The sequence below is a fragment of the Pseudomonas sp. D(2018) genome (assembly GCF_005502555.1).
Classification (GTDB): Bacteria; Pseudomonadota; Gammaproteobacteria; order Pseudomonadales; family Pseudomonadaceae; genus Metapseudomonas; species Metapseudomonas resinovorans.
The window spans coordinates 61565-77153 of record NZ_SCOK01000022.1 but is presented as its reverse complement, the minus strand read 5'-3'; the positions used below and the strand labels follow the sequence as shown (position 1 = coordinate 77153).

Sequence of the window (15589 nt, the reverse complement as noted above, 5' to 3'; positions counted from 1 at the left end):
TCACACACCCCAGAGAATCTGCACGCCCCAGACGAAGAACGCGAACATTGCAATGCCGCATACCGCCTGGAACAGGAAACGCACGACAGTCGCCGCCTTGCCCAGCGCCATCGGCGTCAGGTAGTCGGTGGAGATGGTCCACATGCCGACCCAGGCGTGGACGCTCAGGGCGACCAGGGCAAGCAAGCTGAAGATGCGCATCGCGGTGTGGGAGAACAGACCGTGCCAGTCGGCGTAGGTCAGACCCGGACTGAACAGCAGGTAGCCCAGCAGGAAAAGGAAATAAGCCGCGAGAACGACCGCAGAAACGCGCTGGGCCATCCAGTCATAAAGGCCCGAACGCGAGAAGTTCGTAACGTTGGTTACCATATCCACACTCCCAGCAGCACGATCAGCACCGCAGAAACTACGATGACGATTTTCGAGCCCAGCTTGCCGCCCTCGAGCGTCTCGCCGACGCCCGCATCCATTACCAGATGGCGCACACCGGCAACCAAGTGGTAAAGCAGTGCGGACAGGAGGCCCCAAACCACCAGCTTGGCCAGCGGACTGGTCAGGCACGCCTTGACCTGCTCGAAGCCTTCCTCGGAGCTCAGCGACTTGTCGAGTGCGAACAGCAGCACGGCAATGCCGAAGAAGAGGATGACGCCAGAGATACGATGCAGGATGGACGTGTAAGCAGTGATGGGGAGTTTGATGGTCCTGAGATCTAGGTTTACAGGTCGTTGGCTATTCACGGCTTTTTTTTCACACTGAGGCCCCTAACTAACAGGGCAAGTTGTCGGGAAGTGCACTGATCAGGTACCCCTCACCAAAGGGAGTGCCGACCTCCAGAATATGGGCTTAAGGCCCCTGGCGATCGGGCGCTGAGTATAGACAGTTAGCTGACTAATGACAATGCGAACACCTGCCCCTAAAAGCGGATTGCACTGCCTATATAAAAGGCGTAAATAGCCCCTCTTTTTTCACCGAAAAACCCACGCAAACCCCACTGCCACATGGGTTTCTTCAAATTGACATTCGAATTTATACCTCTATAGTGTCCCGGGCCCTGCGTGGGGGGCTGTCTGATGATTTCAAGCATAACTAGGAGGCCGCTATGGCTGACAAAAAAGCGCAGTTGATCATCGAGGGCGCAGCCCCCGTAGAGCTGCCCGTTCTGTCCGGAACCATGGGACCCGATGTAGTCGATGTGCGGGGCCTGACCTCCACGGGCTGCTTCACCTTTGATCCTGGCTTTATGTCGACCGCCTCTTGTGAGTCGAAGATCACCTACATCGACGGCGACAAGGGCGTATTGCTGCACCGTGGCTATCCAATCGAGCAGCTGGCAGAGAAATCCGACTACCTGGAAACCTGCTACCTGCTGCTGAACGGCGAGCTGCCGAACGCTGAAGAGAAGGCCAAGTTCGTTGGCACCATCAAGAACCACACCATGGTTCACGAGCAGTTGAAGAGCTTCTTCAACGGCTTCCGCCGCGACGCCCATCCGATGGCGATCATGTGCGGCGTGGTCGGTGCCCTCTCCGCCTTCTACCACGACTCCCTGGACATCAATAACCCGCAGCACCGCGAAGTCTCGGCGATGCGCCTGATCGCCAAGATGCCGACCATCGCGGCGATGGCCTACAAGTACTCCATGGGCCAGCCCATGATGTACCCGCGTAACGACCTGAACTACGCGGAAAACTTCCTGCACATGATGTTCAACACCCCGGCCGAGATCAAACCGATCAGCCCGGTACTGGCCAAGGCCATGGATCGCATCTTCGTGCTGCATGCAGACCACGAGCAGAACGCATCCACCTCCACCGTACGCCTGGCCGGTTCGTCCGGCGCCAATCCCTTCGCTTGCATCGCTGCAGGCATCGCCGCCCTCTGGGGCCCGGCACATGGTGGCGCCAACGAAGCCGTACTGAGCATGCTGGACGAGATCGGCGACGTTTCGAACATCGACAAGTTCATCGCCAAAGCGAAGGATAAGAACGATCCGTTCAAGCTGATGGGCTTTGGCCACCGCGTGTACAAGAACTTCGACCCGCGCGCCAAGGTCATGAAGCAGACCTGCGACGAAGTCCTGGCTGAGCTGGGCATCAACGACCCGCAGCTGGAACTGGCCATGAAGCTCGACGAGATCGCGCGTAACGATCCTTACTTCAAGGAGCGCAACCTCTACCCGAACGTGGACTTCTACTCGGGCATCATCCTGAAGGCCATCGGCATTCCGACCAGCATGTTCACCGTGATCTTCGCCCTGGCACGCACCGTCGGCTGGATCTCGCACTGGAAGGAAATGCTCTCCGGCCCTTACAAGATCGGCCGTCCGCGCCAGCTCTACACCGGCTACGAAAAGCGTGACTTCGTCTCGCTGGATGGCCGCAAGTAAGGCTGACCGCACAATGAAAGAGGCTGCCAATCGGCAGCCTTTTTTATTTCAACTTTGTCTAGCCTTTCAGCGCTTTTCCGCCCGCTGGCGCATCGCTTTCAAGGTATTGAAAGGCGCATCGACCACGAAGCTGTTCGCAAGCCAGGATGGCACGCTACCGCCAGGCTCGGTGTGCGCCTGATAGGTCACTTCCACCTCCCCCGCCCCCTTCGGCACCAGCTTCCAGAAACCGACCACCTGAGTCACCCGCACATAGCCGTCAGCCTCCGGAAGGTACTTCGGCACCCCTTCGAGAATGCGCGTCACGCCTCCATCCGCCGCCAACTCGGAAGTCACGTGGATCACTGAATCCCGCGGCGTGACCGGCCAGGGCGTATTGAAACGGGTGTAGGTCCAGCTCTGGGCCCCTTCGTTCTTGAGCAACTTCTGATCCTTGCACTCATGGATCCAGGCGCAGGAACCGGCGACATCCTCCTGCAGGGCACGCAGGGTGGCGATATCAGTTTTCATGGTAGCGACACCGCGGTAGGCCTTGTACTTGGAACCCGGCACCTCACTCAGGAACACCTTGATGCCGTCTTCGTCCTTGGCCAGCTTCCAGTCCTCGGCATGGGCAATGGATGCTGCCAGCAAACCCAGGGCACAGAGCGCCACAACCTTGATTCTCATGATCTCTCCTTGCTCGAACGGTACCGACCGAAAGCCGGTTGAAAGATTAGGCCGCCGAGGTTGCCTGCTCCCACCAGCCAAGAAGGCGGATGGCATCCTCCCGGCTGTTACCGCAGACCTCGGGATCAGCATCGAAGTCGCCGCACACTGCTGGCCGGCGCGGGTCACCGAATAGTTGGCAGAGGTTCTCAGCGGACAAGTGCAGACAGCGTTCGCCCGCAGGCTTGCCTAAAGGCATACCGGGCAACGGGGAGCTGATGGACGGCGCAATGCAGCAGGCACCGCAGCCGGGGCGGCAGAGCATGGTGAAGAACCTCGAACGATAGGATGGCAGCACGAAAGCGCATTTTACTTGGCCGGAGGCGGTGTTGACACGACCCCGACGACCGATGCCTGATGCTCACGCAGCTCTTCCGGGCTATCGCCCTTGTAGATACGCGCCACGAGCCACCCTTCATGCACTTCCAGCCCTACGCGCTGCGGGTCGCGTAGATCGAACAACTGATAGGCCGCAGACTGGCTGTGGAAAGCTCGCAAGCGCGAGGTGGCGTAGAAGGCCTGGGTTGCGACCGAGCCCCCCTCCTCTACCGGCGAGCTCCCGGCAGCAGGTACGACCAGACGCCTACCGGACATGTCGTACGCCCCGGAAGTATCGCCGAAACCGAACACCCGTTCGCCCGCCTCCCGACGCCAGCTCAGGAAAAGCCGGTTCAAATCTGGATCTTCAAGGGTCACTTCCAGCACCAGGCCACGCTCACCATCATCCGCCAAGGCCACCACATAGCGACTCAGACTGCCGTCGACGCAGCGCAACTGCCCTTTCAGCATCAACTTGCTCCCCAGGCGCTCGAACGCTTCAAGACTCTGTTCGCGACAGATCAACTCACGCCGGTCGCGAAGTTCCTTCCCCAGCTTGAGCGAATCAGGCTCAGCTTGCCCCCTACCCGCCGCCAGGAAGCCGCCATCGACAGCCCAGAGCACCTTCTCCGGCCGGCTTCGCGGATAAACCACGAACCCCTGGCCACGCCAGGACAGGCGGTAGCGTCCAAAATCGAAATCCCGCGCCACCGCGAACGCCGGTGGCAGGTGCAACGCCGCGGTCACCGGCTGCTTGCGTGCGACATCAATGCCTCGCAACGTCGCGATCACAACCCCGAGCAGCACCAGCGCCGCGAATCCCAATCCACGCCAGAAGGCCATGGTTCTCCCCTTTCCTTGAGAATCAGCACCCATGAGGTTTGCGCGCCCCCTAACACAGAACCTCAGATCATGCCGGTATGGATGCAGACCGCAGCCCTGCCCACCTTGTCCAACGCCTTCATGACCTTTGCCTGGTATGGCCACCTGATGACCCTGAACACCAAACCCCGGGTAATTGCGGCGCTCATCAGCTGGGGCATCGTTTGGTTCGAGTACCTGATCATGGTGCCAGCCAACCGGATCGGCTACACCGAGCTCTCGGTTGGCCAGCTGAAGATCATGCAGGAAGTGATCACCCTGGCGATCTTCCTGCCGTTCAGCGTGCTCTACATGCAACAGCCCTTGAAGCTGGACTACCTCTGGGCGGGGTTATGCCTGCTAGGCGCGGTCTACTTCATTTTCCGCAGCTAGGCGACCCGATCGTCGACCAGGGGTTGTCGGAAATCGGCTCGAAATGCTCATTGACGGTCGCCAACTCCGCTTTCTCCCCGCCTTCCGCCTAGCCTGGTCTTTGCTCAGGACACCGACATCACTCGCTACGCGGGCTTTTTCAGCCGCGCGATCAGGCTGGACGTATCCCAGCGCCCACCGCCCATGGCCTGGACCTCAGCGTAGAACTGGTCCACCAGCGCAGTCACCGGCAGTTGCGCGCCGTTACGCGCGGCCTCGTCGAGGACGATGGACAGGTCCTTGCGCATCCAGTCCACGGCAAAGCCGAAATCGAAATTGCCCTCCAGCATCGTCTGGTGACGATGTTCCAGCTGCCAGGATTGGGCGGCCCCCTTGCTGATCACCTCCATGGCGCCTTGCGCGTTCAGGCCGGCGCACTGGGCAAAGTGAAGCGCCTCGGCCAACCCTTGCAGCAGGCCGCCAACACAGATCTGGTTGACCATCTTGGTCAATTGGCCGCTACCTGCCGGCCCCATATGTCGAATCATCTTGGCGTAGCTGTCGATTACCGGCACGGCGCGGTCGTAGAAAACCCGTTCCCCACCAACCATCACCGACAGCATGCCCGCTTCGGCGCCCGCCTGGCCGCCAGAAACCGGTGCATCGAGGAAACCCAGCTCGCGCTCGGCAGCCAGCGTGGCCATTTCCCGCGCCACATCCGCCGACGCCGTGGTGTGGTCCACCAGGATCGAACCGGGTGCCATCCCGGCGAAGGCGCCGTCCTCCCCCAGCAGAACCGCACGCAGATCAGCGTCATTTCCGACGCAGACCATCACGAACTCCGCCCCCTCGGCCGCTTCGCGCGGCGTGGCAAAGGCATCGCCGCCGAACTCGTCGCACCACAGTGAGATCCTCCCCGGCGTGCGGTTGTAAACCCGCACCGAATGCCCTTCGCAAGCCAGGTGCCCGGCCATATTGAAGCCCATGACTCCCAGACCAATGAACGCTACTTCAGCCATTGTTGTTCTCCTTCGTCGACCTGCGGAAAAGCCTAACACGCAGTTTGCCGCCCCGCGAAAGCACCACCATACTCGCTCCAGGCCGGCCCAGCCGCCCCTTTGCCAAGGAGACCCCCATGCCGCACTGGCTGGTCATCGACCTGGAAGCCACCACCGAAGAAGGTGGCTGGCCACTGGAAGAAATGGAAATCATCGAGATAGGCGCCACCCTGGTTCGTGCGGACGGTCATGAGGTGGACCATTTCCAGCGTTTTGTCCGCCCCGCACGCCGCCCCTGCTTGACGGGCTTTTGCCGCCAGCTCACGCATATCAGCCAGGCCGACGTGGACAGTGCCGCACATCTGCCCCAGGTATGGCAGACCTTCGAGCGCTGGCTCGGCCACCACAGCCCGCGCCTGGCGGGCTGGGCAAGCTGGGGTGACTACGACCGCCGCCAACTGGAGCAGGAGTGGCAACTGCACGGGCTGCACAGCCTCCTGGCCGCCCTACCCCATCTGAACCTCAAACAGCGGTTCGCGGATGCGCGTCAGCTAAAGCGCGCGGTGGGCCTGCACACCGCCTTGCAACTGGCTGGCCTGCACTTCCAGGGCCAGCAACACCGAGCCCTCGAAGACGCCCGCAACACCGCACGCCTGCTACCCCTCGTACTTCCCGCCTGAAGCTTGCGGACCTAGTGACGGCAAAACCGGCCTTGGGCATACTGTCGAGCCCTTTCAGACCCCATCCAGGAGCCCAGCATGTTCAAGGTCAACGAATACTTCGACGGCACCGTCAAATCCATTGCGTTCGGCATGACCGAAGGTCCGGCCACCATCGGCGTAATGGCCGCTGGCGAGTACGAATTCGGCACCAGCCAGCTGGAAGTGATGCACGTCATCGCCGGCGCCCTGACGGTGAAACTGCCGGGCAGCGACACCTGGGAAACTTTCGCCTCCGGTAGCAAGTTCACCGTTCCGGCCAACAGCAAGTTCCAGCTGAAAGTCGCCCAGGACACCGCTTACCTGTGTGAATACCGCTAAAAGCGTCAGTACAAAAGAAACCGGCCATCAGGCCGGTTTCTTTTGTTTCAGGCAGCACCATTCAGATCAGGTTCGGCTCCATTTCCAGCTCCACGCCAAAGCGCTTGGCAATGTCTGCACGAATGCGCTGGGCCAGGTCATGCAGCTGACTCCCCGTTGCTGAACCGTAATTGACCAGCACCAGCGCCTGCAGGCGATGCACGCCGGCATCGCCTTCGCGGAACCCCTTCCAGCCAGCACGCTCGATCAGCCAACCAGCGGCCAGCTTGACCTGCCCGTTTGCCTGGGGATAGGCGACCAGATCGGGATGTTCGCCACGCAAGTGCTGCGCGAGCTCAGCGCTAATCAGCGGATTCTTGAAGAAACTGCCAGCATTGCCCAGCTCGGCCGGGTCTGGCAGTTTTTCGCTGCGAATGGCGCAGATGGCGCGACTGACATCCTTGGGCGTTGGTGCGTCGATGCCTTCGGCCTGCAGGCGCTGGCGCACCGGGCCGTAATCCAGATGCAGCTGCGGCGCGCGACTGAGGTTGAAGCGCACACGCAGGATCAGCCAGCGGCCGGTTTCACGCTTGAACAGGCTGTCGCGGTAAGCGAACTGGCAGTCCTCCAGCGCAAACTCGCGCAGCTCGCCGGTTTCCCGGTCCAGCGCGACCAGCCCGGCGAACACGTCCTTCAGTTCAACGCCATAGGCACCAATGTTCTGCATGGGTGCAGCCCCCACGGTACCGGGAATCAGGCTGAGGTTTTCCAGGCCACCCAGGCCCTGCTCCAGCGTCCAGAGCACCAGAGGATGCCACGGCTCGCCGGCTTCGGCCTCCAGCAGCACATTCTTTCCGTCATCCGCCAGAACACGCACCCCTCGGCTGGCCATGCGCAAGACGAAGGCCTCTACATCGCGCGTCAGCAGCAGGTTGCTACCACCACCGACCACCAGCAGCGGAAGGTCACGCTCGGCCGCCAGGGCGATTGCCTCACGCACCTCGGCATCGTCATGCGCCTCGGCGAACAACCGCGCCTTAACGTCTACGCCGAAGGTGTTGTACGGCTTGAGGGACAGATATTCGTGCAGGACCAGGCTCACAGGCGCCCCTTGATTTCCAGGATCAGTGCATCGCAGGCCTGCTCCACCAGGTCGAGGACCTGCTCGAAGCCTGCTTCGCCGCCGTAGTAAGGGTCCGGCACCTCGTCCAGCTCAAGCTGGTAGCGGCGAAGGAACAGGTCAAGTTCAGCGGCGGCGTTGCCGGGACGCAAACGATGCAGGTTGGCCAGGTTACTCTCGTCCATCGCCAGGACCAGGTCGAAGTGACCGAAGTCGTCCACCTCCACCTGGCGCGCGCGCAGCTGGGACAGGTCATAGCCACGACGCTGAGCAGCCACGCGGGTGCGAGCGTCTGGCGCCTTACCCACGTGCCAGTCACCAGTGCCAGCTGAGTCCACCTGCACCTGCCCGGCGAGCCCGGCCTCACGCAGTTTGTGACGCAGCACGCCCTCAGCGGTGGGCGAGCGACAGATATTGCCCAGGCAAACGAAGAGCACTCGCATCAGGCCCCCAGCAAGCGCCGGACGCGCTCGAGGTCTTCCGGGGTATCGACGCCAGTGGGCGGTGCCTCACGTGCATCAGCCACATGGATACGCACGCCGTGCCAGAGCGCACGCAGCTGCTCCAGGCATTCGGTGTTCTCCAGCCAGCACGGTCCCCAGGCGACGAAGTCGTGGAGGAGACCAACGCGGTACGCGTAGATGCCAATATGCCGGCGATACGGTACGCCTTCCGGCAGTTGGTCACGGTCGGAAGCGAAGGCATCACGAGCCCAGGGTAACGGCGCACGGCTGAAGGTCAGGGCCAGACCGTTGAGGTCGGCGGCCACTTTCACCACATTGGGATTGAATAGCGCCTGCACGTCCTGGATCGGCTCGGCCAGGGTCGCGATGCCAGCTTCCGGATGCGCGGCCAGGTTAGCCGCCACCTGGTCGATGATGGCCGGCGGGATCAGCGGCTCGTCGCCCTGCACGTTGACCACGATGGCGTCATTGGCCAGGCCCAACTGGCTGGCCACTTCGGCCAGGCGATCGGTGCCCGAGTTGTGATCTTCACGGGTCAGCAGCACCTCGGCACCAACGGCCCGGCAAACGTCGACGATGCGCGCATCATCGGTGGCCACTACCACGTGCTGGGCTGCGCTGCGTTTTGCCTGCTCCCAGACGTGCTGGATCATCGGTTTGCCGGCGATGTCCTGCAGCGGCTTGCCGGGCAGGCGGGTCGAGGCGTAGCGAGCTGGAATGACGACGGTGAAAGCCTGGGTCATTTGTCCAGACGCTCGTCGACAGTGAGGGGACGGGCCTCGCCTTCCAGCATTACCGGGATACCGTCGCGCACCGGAAAGGCCAGGGCGTCGGCCTTGCAGATGAGCTCGCTCTTGTCATCGGCCAGCTTCAGCGGCCCCTTGCACAGGGGGCAGGCGAGGATATCGAGAAGTTTCGGGTCCATGAGTGAATCCTTGAGACGGCAGCCCAAGGGCTACCTGGGTTAGAAGCGGGTCGGCAGCAGGCGGGCCAGTTGCTCGTCGAGCCAGGTGACGAAGGCCGGCGACGGTGCAGCATCGACCGCCAGGTACCACCAGTCGGCGGCAGCGAAGGCCCGGCACTTCACCGCATCCTTCTCGGTCATCAGCACAGGCAGCGACGGCGAAAAATCGAAGGCTTCCGGGCTATAGACAGCGTGATCGGCGAAGGGGTGCGGAATCGGGCGCCAGTTTAGCGCCTCCAGGGTCGTGAAGAAACGCTGGGGGTTGCCGATGCCCGCCACCGCATGCATGGCTTGGCCGGACGGAAAATGCTCCAGCCCCACACGCTCGCCGCTCCGCAAGTTGACCAGCACGCCGGGTTGCAGCTTGAAGGAGAAGCCTTCGGCGGAATCGGACTCGGCGCCGTTGCGCAGCACCGCATCCACAGAGTCCAGGCGCTCCGGCGGCTCACGCAAGGGCCCGGCCGGCAGGCAGCGACGATTGCCAAGGCCACGGGCGGCGTCGATCAGCACCAACTCCAGGTCGCGCCCGAGACGGTAGTGCTGCAAGCCATCGTCGCTGAGGATCAGGTCCAGCTCTTCCTGCTCCAGCAGGGCCCGCACTGCACGGGAACGGTCAGGGTCGATCATCAGGGGCACGCCACTGCGCTGGACAATCAGCAGCGGCTCGTCTCCGGCCAGCTCGGCGCCTTGTTCGGCACGCACCCGCCAGGGCAGCTGCGGCGGTTTCGCCCCGTAACCACGACTGACCACGCCAACGCGCAGTCCGCGCGTCCGGCAGTGTTCGATCAGCCAGAGAATCATCGGAGTCTTGCCGGTGCCGCCAACGGTAATGTTGCCGACCACGATCAGCGGTACGGGCGGGCGATAGCTGTTGCCCTGCCCCGCCAGGAACGACGCGCGCTTGCGCTCGGCCACCCGACGGTAGAGCCACTCCAGCGGGCCTAGCAGGCCGAGGGCCGGATGGCCCCGGTACCAGGCGTCCAGCAGACGATCGGAGAAGGCCATCAGGGCTTCTTGGCCGCTTCGGCCTCGACGGTGGTCATGCGCAGATGGCTGAACCCCAGCTTGCCGGCGGCGTCCATGGCGGTAATCACCGCCTGGTGAGTGGTGCGAGCGTCAGCGGTGATCACCAGCGGCAGGCTGTTGTCGCCTTCCGACTCACGTCCCAGCGCAGAGATCAGGGTCGCCAGGTCACTCTTCACCAGGTTCTGGCCGTTGAGTGAATACTGGCCGTCGGCGCCAATGGAAAGCTCCAGCGTCTTGAGCTGCGTCTCTTCGGGCGGCGTGCCGCTCACCGCTTCGGGCAGCTCGATCTTCAGCTGGTTGGGCTTGCTGAAGGTGGTGGTCACCACGAAGAACAGCAACAGCACGAAGATCACGTCGATCAACGAAGTAAGGTTGAGGAACACCTCTTCGCGGGCGACATTGCCCGCCCTGCGGCGGAACTTCACGCTTTGGCTTCCTCAGCGAAGTCGACTTCGCGATCACCCTGGACCACTTCCACCAGCTTGATCGCTTCCTGCTCCATCGCGACCACCAGTTCGTCGACACGACGCAACAGGTAGCGATGGAAGAACACGGCCGGAATGGCAACGATCAGGCCCGCCGCGGTGGTCACCAGAGCCTTGGCGATGCCGCCGGCCAGGACCGGCGCATTGGCCATGCCGTTTTCCATGAAGCCGCCGAAGATTTCGATCATGCCGAAGACGGTACCCAACAGCCCCAGCAACGGCGCCATGGCGGCGATGGTGCCCAGGGCATTGAGGTAGCGTTCCAGTTCATGGATGACCCGGCTAGCGGCTTCCTCGATGCACTCCTTCATGATTTCCCGGCCATGCTTGGAGTTCGCCAGGCCCGCAGCCAGCACTTCACCTAAAGGCGAAGACGCGCGCAGCTCCTTGAGCTTCTGGCTGTTCAGTTGCTTGTCCTTGATCTGGCGCCAGACCTGCCCCAGCAAATGCGGAGGCGAGACCCGGCTGAGACGCAGGGTCCACAGCCGTTCAGCGACAATAGCAGTGGCGGCGATGGAACACAGAATGATCGGCAGCATCATCCAGCCACCGGCTTTGACCAACTCCCACACGGTAGGAAATCCCCTTCGGAAAAGTGGCGCCACTCTAGCATAGGGTCGGGCCTGCGCCGACCGTCGCTGTTCTCATTTTTCCCTCCAGAACACGGACTTTTCTCGCCCGCTTTCGGGCTCGCTGTTCGCCCCCAGACGCAGCAGCAAGTGGCCCTGTTCCGCGGTGTCATGGATATCGGCCGGCAGCGCGCGAATACGCGAAACGACCAGTGGATGCGGGTGACCGTAGGAATTCAGGTGGCCGCGGGAGATCAGCACCTTCTCAGGTGCCACGATACGCAGGAAGGCACTGCTGGAAGACGTCCGACTGCCATGGTGACCGGCTACCAGCCAGCGCGCAGCCAGTGGTTGGCCGCTCGCAACCCAGGCCGCTTCGCCACGGGTGCCCAGATCGCCGCTGAGCAGAATGCGCTCACCAAGGGCCTCGATCGCCAGCACGCATGAAGCGTCGTTACTGTCCCCGGTCAGCGGCGACTGCCAGACCAGGAAGTCCACCCCTTCCCAGGTCCAGGCATCCCCCGCCGAACAGCGTTCGGCCCCCAACTCAGGAGATAAACGCTCCAATTCGCCGGCCAGCACGCGCTCCACGGCCACCCCCCGCTGCACCGCCAGGGCGCCCCCAGCGTGGTCGGAGTCGGCATGGCTGATCAGCATCAGGTCAAGCCTGGAGACCCCGAGGCCGCGCAAGGTCGGCACCACCACCCGCTCGCCGATGTCGAAGTCACCCCGGCGTGGTCCGGCATCGTAGAGCAGCGCATGCTCGCGGGTGCGCACCAACACTGAAAGACCCTGCCCCACATCCAGCACCCGCACCTCGGCCTGACCGTACGCGAGGGGCTCATTCGACGGAAACAGCATCGGCATCAGCAACGCCAGGCCAAGTGCCCGCAGCGGCACACCCGCCGGAGCAATCAGAAGCAGGACGCCTGATGCCCCCAGGAGCCAGGCCCAAAGGGGGACCTGCTCCGGGATCCAGGCGGGTAACTGCGCCGCCATCCAGGCCAGCATCTGAAACAGAAGGTCCAGTGCGCCTCCAGCCAACCAGAGCAGCGCGTCTCCCACAACAGGAATGCCCAGCAGCAAGGTACCCAGCAGCGCCAGCGGTAATACCACCAGGCTGATCCAGGGCACCGCCACCAGGTTGGCCAATGGCCCACTGAGACTGATGGGCAAAGCCAGGGCCAGCAGCAGCGGCGCAAGCCCCAGGCCCATCACCCACTGGGCACGCCACCAGGTGTGCCACCAGGGCCACGCGCCGAGACGGCCGGCGAAAGCCAGGATCAGCAAGACCACTGCACCGAAGGACAACCAGAAACCCGGCTGCAGGATCACCAGTGGTTCCACTGACAACACGACGCAAAGAGCAACCAGCAGCGGCGTGAGGAAGCCCAGGTGGCGAAAACGCAAACGCCAGAGCAGAACGACAGCGAGCATCACACACGCCCGCTGCACCGGCACGTCGAAGCCGGCCATCACGCCGTAGCCAAGGCCTCCGGCGAAAGCCATGAAGCAGGCCCAGGGCAGCCAGGGCAGGCGCCGGGGCCAGAGTCCGAATCGCGCAAGTGCCGCGACCACGCCATAGAGCACGCCGGCAAAGAGGGTTATGTGCTGGCCTGAAATCACCATCAGGTGAGTGGTACCGGTGTCCTGCAGCAGTCGCCAATCCCGATCCTGCAAGCCGGAACCATCGCCCAGCACCAGGGCGGCAAGTCCTCCGGCCCGCCCGTTGGCATCCACTTCCAGCAAACGTTGACGCAGTGCATCACGCCAGGCAACGAGGCCGTCAGCCGGCTGGACACGTTCGCCAGCCTTCACCGAGCCGGTCGCACCTATACGCCGCGCCAGCAACCAGGCTTCGTAATCGAAAGTCGCCGGGTTCACCAAACCCCGCGGCCGCTTGAGACGGACCGCCAGGCGCCAGCGCTCACCGGCGAGCACACGCGGCCCATCGTGCCAGGACAAGCGCAGGCGGCCAGGCAGCTGTGCCCGCGCGGAATGAAGATCGGTGAGCTCGAAACGCACCACACCGTCGGCCGTACTCGGCAAACCGACTACCCGCCCTTCCAGCCAGCGCACCTGGCCATCCAGACGGGAGTCCAAGCGGTCATCCAGCGCCCACTGGACACTCAGACACGCCCAGCCAAGGCCGAGGAGAAAGAGGCCGAGGCGCCAGGCGCGTGACATCAGCAACCCGAAACCGAGAACCAGCTGAAAATAGAGCCACCAGACAGGCGGCAGACTGGGTATCCAACGCAGTAGAAGAAGGCCGACGGCAAGCGTCGCCAGACCCGACACCATGGGTATCCAACTCCCTTTCCCTGGGATGAAAAGCGCGGCAACATCCTGTGCCACCCTGCACGGGTCGATCAGACCGGTGCAATTCCCGTTAAACTTGCCGACACAATCTGACCCGGCGCTGTCATTTCCGGGTGTGCATAATACCCGGCGCTTTCGTCCGCCAGAGACCGCTCATGCCGCGTCGCATCTTCAAACGCTACATGCCGAATCCGGACACTATCAGGGAACACAAGTCCCTGCGTTTTCTCGGCACGCTCATCCACGACCCGAACCTCTGGCACCTCAATCGCCACTCGGTCGCCCGCGCCATGGCCATGGGCCTGTTCGCGGCGTTCGTCCCCATTCCCATGCAGATGCTGCTGGCCGCCGGCCTGGCCATCGCGGTCCGCGCGAACCTGCCGATCTCGGTGGGTCTGGTCTGGCTGACCAACCCCATCACCATGCCGCCGGTCTTCTACTGCACCTACAAGATGGGGGCCTGGATCATGCAGATTTCTCCGCGCGCCCTACCTGATGAACTGACTTGGGAATGGATCACCCAGGAACTTTCCACGCTCTGGCAGCCATTTCTCCTAGGCTCGCTGGTCTGCGGCGTATTGGTCGGCGCACTGGCTTACATGCTGACCATGCTCTATTGGCGTTGGTGGGTTGGCCATAGCTGGCGCAAGCGCCAGAAGGCGCGCCGAGAAACCAGCCGCTGAAATGAAAAACGCCGCTTCGAAAGCGGCGTTTTTACTTGCCGTCACAGCCGATTATTCGTAGCGCAAGGCCTCGGCTGGCTGGGTTTGGGCCGCCCGCCACGCTGGATAGAGGGTGGCCAGGAAGCTCAGCACCAGGGCAGCCGTGCAGATCAACATCACATCGCCCAGCTGCAGTTCGGACGGTAGATAGCTCACGAAGTAGACGTCTGAGCTGAAGATCTGCCGGCCGCTAGCACGCTCCAGGGCGGCGATCCACTGACTGACGTTGAGCGCGGTGATGACGCCCAGAACAGTACCGATCAGAGTACCGATGACGCCGATCACACTGCCTTGAACCATGAACACGGCCATGATCTGCCGCGGCGTCGCACCCAAGGTGCGGAGGATAGCGATATCCGCGCGCTTGTCGGCCACAACCATGATCAGCGTGGCGATGATGTTGAAGGCGGCAACGGCCACGATCAGCAGCAGGAGCAGGCCGATCATGGTTTTCTCCATCTTCATGGCGCTGAACAGGCTGCCCTGGGTGTGAGTCCAGTCATCTGCACGGTAGCCCTGCCCCAGCTCTGCGGCGATCTGCTTCGACACCTCAGGTGCCAGGAACAGATCCTCAAGTGCAATCCGTACGCTTTGCACCTGCCCTTCCGGCAGACGCTGGATAGCCGAAGCATCGGCAATATTGATCAGCGCCAGGGAGCTGTCCAGCTCCGCGCCAACCTTGAACACACCTACCACATTGAGGCGTTGCATGCGCGGGGTGATGCCGCCTGGCGCACCGCTCACCTCGGGGACGATCAGGGTCAGTTTGTCGCCGACGTTGAGGCGGAAACGCCGTGCAGTGATCTCGCCGATGACGATGCCGGATTCGCCAGGCTTCAGGGCATTCAGGTCCCCCTGAACCATGTGCTTGCCGATAATGGAAACCTTGGGCTCCTCGGCCGGATCGACACCATTGATCTGCACGGGCTGCATCATGCCCTTGTAGGACAGCATGCCTTCCAGCTCGGCGAAGGGCACCGCACCGACCACTTCCGGGTGCTTCATCGCCGCATCGGCCACCCGGCGCCAGTCCTCCAGCGGCTGTTCCGCGCTCAGGGTGGCGTGGGAAACCATGCCGAGGATGCGCGAGCGCATCTCCTTCTGGAAACCGTTCATCACCGAGAGCACCACGATCATGGCGAGCACGCCCAGCGCCAGACCGATCATCGAGGTCAGCGAGATGAAGGAAATGAAGTGGTTACGGCGTTTGGCGCGCGTATAGCGCGTGCCGATGAAGATCGGAAGAGGTCTGAACATC

The 15589-nt window shown here is 62.6% G+C and carries 20 protein-coding genes; 5 read left to right on the top strand and 15 right to left on the bottom strand.

Features of this window, described 5'->3' with window-relative positions; all coding sequences use genetic code 11:
• A complete protein-coding gene (gene sdhD, locus FFS60_RS15840) occupies window positions 1-369 on the bottom strand; it encodes a succinate dehydrogenase, hydrophobic membrane anchor protein (protein WP_028629435.1) in 369 nt (122 codons plus the stop codon).
• Entirely contained in the window at window positions 363-737 is a 375-nt protein-coding gene (sdhC, locus tag FFS60_RS15835) for a succinate dehydrogenase, cytochrome b556 subunit (protein ID WP_028629436.1), read from the bottom strand. The genes sdhD and sdhC overlap by 7 nt, the downstream gene beginning before the upstream one ends.
• Before the next feature lie 362 nt (window positions 738-1099).
• Here sdhC and gltA point away from each other — a divergent pair, with 362 nt between their 5' ends.
• Window positions 1100-2386 carry a citrate synthase gene (gltA, locus tag FFS60_RS15830; protein WP_028629437.1) on the top strand — a complete coding sequence of 429 codons (1287 nt, stop codon included), beginning with the start codon at window positions 1100-1102 and terminating at the stop codon, window positions 2384-2386.
• Window positions 2387-2452: 66 nt separating this feature from the next.
• Here gltA and FFS60_RS15825 read toward each other — a convergent pair whose 3' ends face one another.
• The 3 genes from FFS60_RS15825 to FFS60_RS15815 are packed head-to-tail and all read right to left on the bottom strand — an operon-like array spanning window position 2453 to window position 4255.
• Complete coding sequence (locus FFS60_RS15825) at window positions 2453-3055, bottom strand: START domain-containing protein (protein WP_028629438.1); 603 nt, start codon at window positions 3053-3055, stop codon at window positions 2453-2455.
• Between the two features lie 46 nt (window positions 3056-3101).
• The gene (locus tag FFS60_RS15820) at window positions 3102-3359 is read right to left on the bottom strand and encodes a YkgJ family cysteine cluster protein (protein WP_081668103.1); all 258 of its coding nucleotides are present in this window, start codon (window positions 3357-3359) and stop codon (window positions 3102-3104) included.
• 44 nt (window positions 3360-3403) lie between these two features.
• The gene (locus FFS60_RS15815; RefSeq protein ID WP_137822487.1) at window positions 3404-4255 is read right to left on the bottom strand and encodes a hypothetical protein; all 852 of its coding nucleotides are present in this window, start codon (window positions 4253-4255) and stop codon (window positions 3404-3406) included.
• 69 nt (window positions 4256-4324) lie between these two features.
• Between FFS60_RS15815 and FFS60_RS15810 the strand changes: the two genes are divergently transcribed.
• A complete protein-coding gene (locus tag FFS60_RS15810) occupies window positions 4325-4666 on the top strand; it encodes a DMT family protein (RefSeq protein ID WP_137822486.1) in 342 nt (113 codons plus the stop codon).
• A gap of 125 nt (window positions 4667-4791) precedes the next feature.
• Here FFS60_RS15810 and FFS60_RS15805 read toward each other — a convergent pair whose 3' ends face one another.
• Complete coding sequence (locus FFS60_RS15805; protein WP_028629441.1) at window positions 4792-5664, bottom strand: NAD(P)-dependent oxidoreductase; 873 nt, start codon at window positions 5662-5664, stop codon at window positions 4792-4794.
• A gap of 116 nt (window positions 5665-5780) precedes the next feature.
• Here FFS60_RS15805 and FFS60_RS15800 point away from each other — a divergent pair, with 116 nt between their 5' ends.
• Both FFS60_RS15800 and FFS60_RS15795 read left to right on the top strand, forming a co-directional pair.
• Window positions 5781-6323, top strand: a complete 543-nt coding sequence (locus tag FFS60_RS15800) for an exonuclease domain-containing protein (protein WP_028629442.1) — start codon at window positions 5781-5783, stop codon at window positions 6321-6323.
• A gap of 78 nt (window positions 6324-6401) precedes the next feature.
• Window positions 6402-6683 carry a pyrimidine/purine nucleoside phosphorylase gene (locus FFS60_RS15795; RefSeq protein ID WP_028629443.1) on the top strand — a complete coding sequence of 94 codons (282 nt, stop codon included), beginning with the start codon at window positions 6402-6404 and terminating at the stop codon, window positions 6681-6683.
• A 61-nt stretch (window positions 6684-6744) separates the two neighbouring features.
• On the opposite strand, the gene murB is transcribed toward FFS60_RS15795, so the two are convergent.
• From murB to FFS60_RS15755, 8 genes are all read right to left on the bottom strand, one after another.
• On the bottom strand, window positions 6745-7764 hold the full coding sequence (gene murB, locus FFS60_RS15790) for a UDP-N-acetylmuramate dehydrogenase (protein ID WP_137822485.1): 1020 nt from the start codon (window positions 7762-7764) through the stop codon (window positions 6745-6747).
• Entirely contained in the window at window positions 7761-8225 is a 465-nt protein-coding gene (locus FFS60_RS15785) for a low molecular weight protein-tyrosine-phosphatase (protein ID WP_028629445.1), read from the bottom strand. The genes murB and FFS60_RS15785 overlap by 4 nt, the downstream gene beginning before the upstream one ends.
• The gene (gene kdsB / locus FFS60_RS15780; RefSeq protein WP_137822484.1) at window positions 8225-8989 is read right to left on the bottom strand and encodes a 3-deoxy-manno-octulosonate cytidylyltransferase; all 765 of its coding nucleotides are present in this window, start codon (window positions 8987-8989) and stop codon (window positions 8225-8227) included. Before kdsB ends, FFS60_RS15785 begins: the two co-directional genes overlap by 1 nt.
• Entirely contained in the window at window positions 8986-9171 is a 186-nt protein-coding gene (locus FFS60_RS15775; protein ID WP_028629447.1) for a Trm112 family protein, read from the bottom strand. The genes kdsB and FFS60_RS15775 overlap by 4 nt, the downstream gene beginning before the upstream one ends.
• Before the next feature lie 39 nt (window positions 9172-9210).
• Window positions 9211-10215: a tetraacyldisaccharide 4'-kinase gene (lpxK, locus tag FFS60_RS15770; RefSeq protein ID WP_137822483.1), complete on the bottom strand. Its 1005-nt coding sequence runs from the start codon at window positions 10213-10215 to the stop codon at window positions 9211-9213.
• Entirely contained in the window at window positions 10215-10661 is a 447-nt protein-coding gene (locus FFS60_RS15765) for a biopolymer transporter ExbD (RefSeq protein ID WP_028629449.1), read from the bottom strand. Before FFS60_RS15765 ends, lpxK begins: the two co-directional genes overlap by 1 nt.
• Window positions 10658-11293: a MotA/TolQ/ExbB proton channel family protein gene (locus FFS60_RS15760; RefSeq protein ID WP_028629450.1), complete on the bottom strand. Its 636-nt coding sequence runs from the start codon at window positions 11291-11293 to the stop codon at window positions 10658-10660. Before FFS60_RS15760 ends, FFS60_RS15765 begins: the two co-directional genes overlap by 4 nt.
• 72 nt (window positions 11294-11365) lie before the next feature.
• Complete coding sequence (locus FFS60_RS15755; protein ID WP_028629451.1) at window positions 11366-13591, bottom strand: DNA internalization-related competence protein ComEC/Rec2; 2226 nt, start codon at window positions 13589-13591, stop codon at window positions 11366-11368.
• Window positions 13592-13764: 173 nt separating this feature from the next.
• Between FFS60_RS15755 and FFS60_RS15750 the strand changes: the two genes are divergently transcribed.
• Window positions 13765-14292 carry a DUF2062 domain-containing protein gene (locus FFS60_RS15750; RefSeq protein WP_137822482.1) on the top strand — a complete coding sequence of 176 codons (528 nt, stop codon included), beginning with the start codon at window positions 13765-13767 and terminating at the stop codon, window positions 14290-14292.
• Window positions 14293-14343: 51 nt separating this feature from the next.
• Here the strand turns inward: FFS60_RS15750 and FFS60_RS15745 are convergent, their stop codons facing one another.
• The gene (locus FFS60_RS15745; RefSeq protein WP_137822481.1) at window positions 14344-15588 is read right to left on the bottom strand and encodes a lipoprotein-releasing ABC transporter permease subunit; all 1245 of its coding nucleotides are present in this window, start codon (window positions 15586-15588) and stop codon (window positions 14344-14346) included.
• Window position 15589: the final 1 nt, after the last annotated feature.

Excerpts from the sequence above, each read along its gene's own strand:
- FFS60_RS15775 (WP_028629447.1), bottom strand. The coding sequence starts at position 9,171 with ATGGACCCGAAACTTCTCGATATCCTCGCCTGCCCCCTGTGCAAGGGG.
- FFS60_RS15805 (WP_028629441.1), bottom strand. The coding sequence starts at position 5,664 with ATGGCTGAAGTAGCGTTCATTGGTCTGGGAGTCATGGGCTTCAATATG.
- FFS60_RS15795 (WP_028629443.1), top strand. The coding sequence starts at position 6,402 with ATGTTCAAGGTCAACGAATACTTCGACGGCACCGTCAAATCCATTGCG.
- FFS60_RS15745 (WP_137822481.1), bottom strand. The coding sequence starts at position 15,588 with ATGTTCAGACCTCTTCCGATCTTCATCGGCACGCGCTATACGCGCGCC.
- FFS60_RS15825 (WP_028629438.1), bottom strand. The coding sequence starts at position 3,055 with ATGAGAATCAAGGTTGTGGCGCTCTGTGCCCTGGGTTTGCTGGCAGCA.
- FFS60_RS15750 (WP_137822482.1), top strand. The coding sequence starts at position 13,765 with ATGCCGCGTCGCATCTTCAAACGCTACATGCCGAATCCGGACACTATC.
- FFS60_RS15800 (WP_028629442.1), top strand. The coding sequence starts at position 5,781 with ATGCCGCACTGGCTGGTCATCGACCTGGAAGCCACCACCGAAGAAGGT.
- FFS60_RS15785 (WP_028629445.1), bottom strand. The coding sequence starts at position 8,225 with ATGCGAGTGCTCTTCGTTTGCCTGGGCAATATCTGTCGCTCGCCCACC.
- FFS60_RS15815 (WP_137822487.1), bottom strand. The coding sequence starts at position 4,255 with ATGGCCTTCTGGCGTGGATTGGGATTCGCGGCGCTGGTGCTGCTCGGG.
- FFS60_RS15820 (WP_081668103.1), bottom strand. The coding sequence starts at position 3,359 with ATGCTCTGCCGCCCCGGCTGCGGTGCCTGCTGCATTGCGCCGTCCATC.
- kdsB (WP_137822484.1), bottom strand. The coding sequence starts at position 8,989 with ATGACCCAGGCTTTCACCGTCGTCATTCCAGCTCGCTACGCCTCGACC.
- FFS60_RS15755 (WP_028629451.1), bottom strand. The coding sequence starts at position 13,591 with ATGGTGTCGGGTCTGGCGACGCTTGCCGTCGGCCTTCTTCTACTGCGT.
- lpxK (WP_137822483.1), bottom strand. The coding sequence starts at position 10,215 with ATGGCCTTCTCCGATCGTCTGCTGGACGCCTGGTACCGGGGCCATCCG.
- gltA (WP_028629437.1), top strand. The coding sequence starts at position 1,100 with ATGGCTGACAAAAAAGCGCAGTTGATCATCGAGGGCGCAGCCCCCGTA.
- FFS60_RS15810 (WP_137822486.1), top strand. The coding sequence starts at position 4,325 with ATGCCGGTATGGATGCAGACCGCAGCCCTGCCCACCTTGTCCAACGCC.
- sdhD (WP_028629435.1), bottom strand. The coding sequence starts at position 369 with ATGGTAACCAACGTTACGAACTTCTCGCGTTCGGGCCTTTATGACTGG.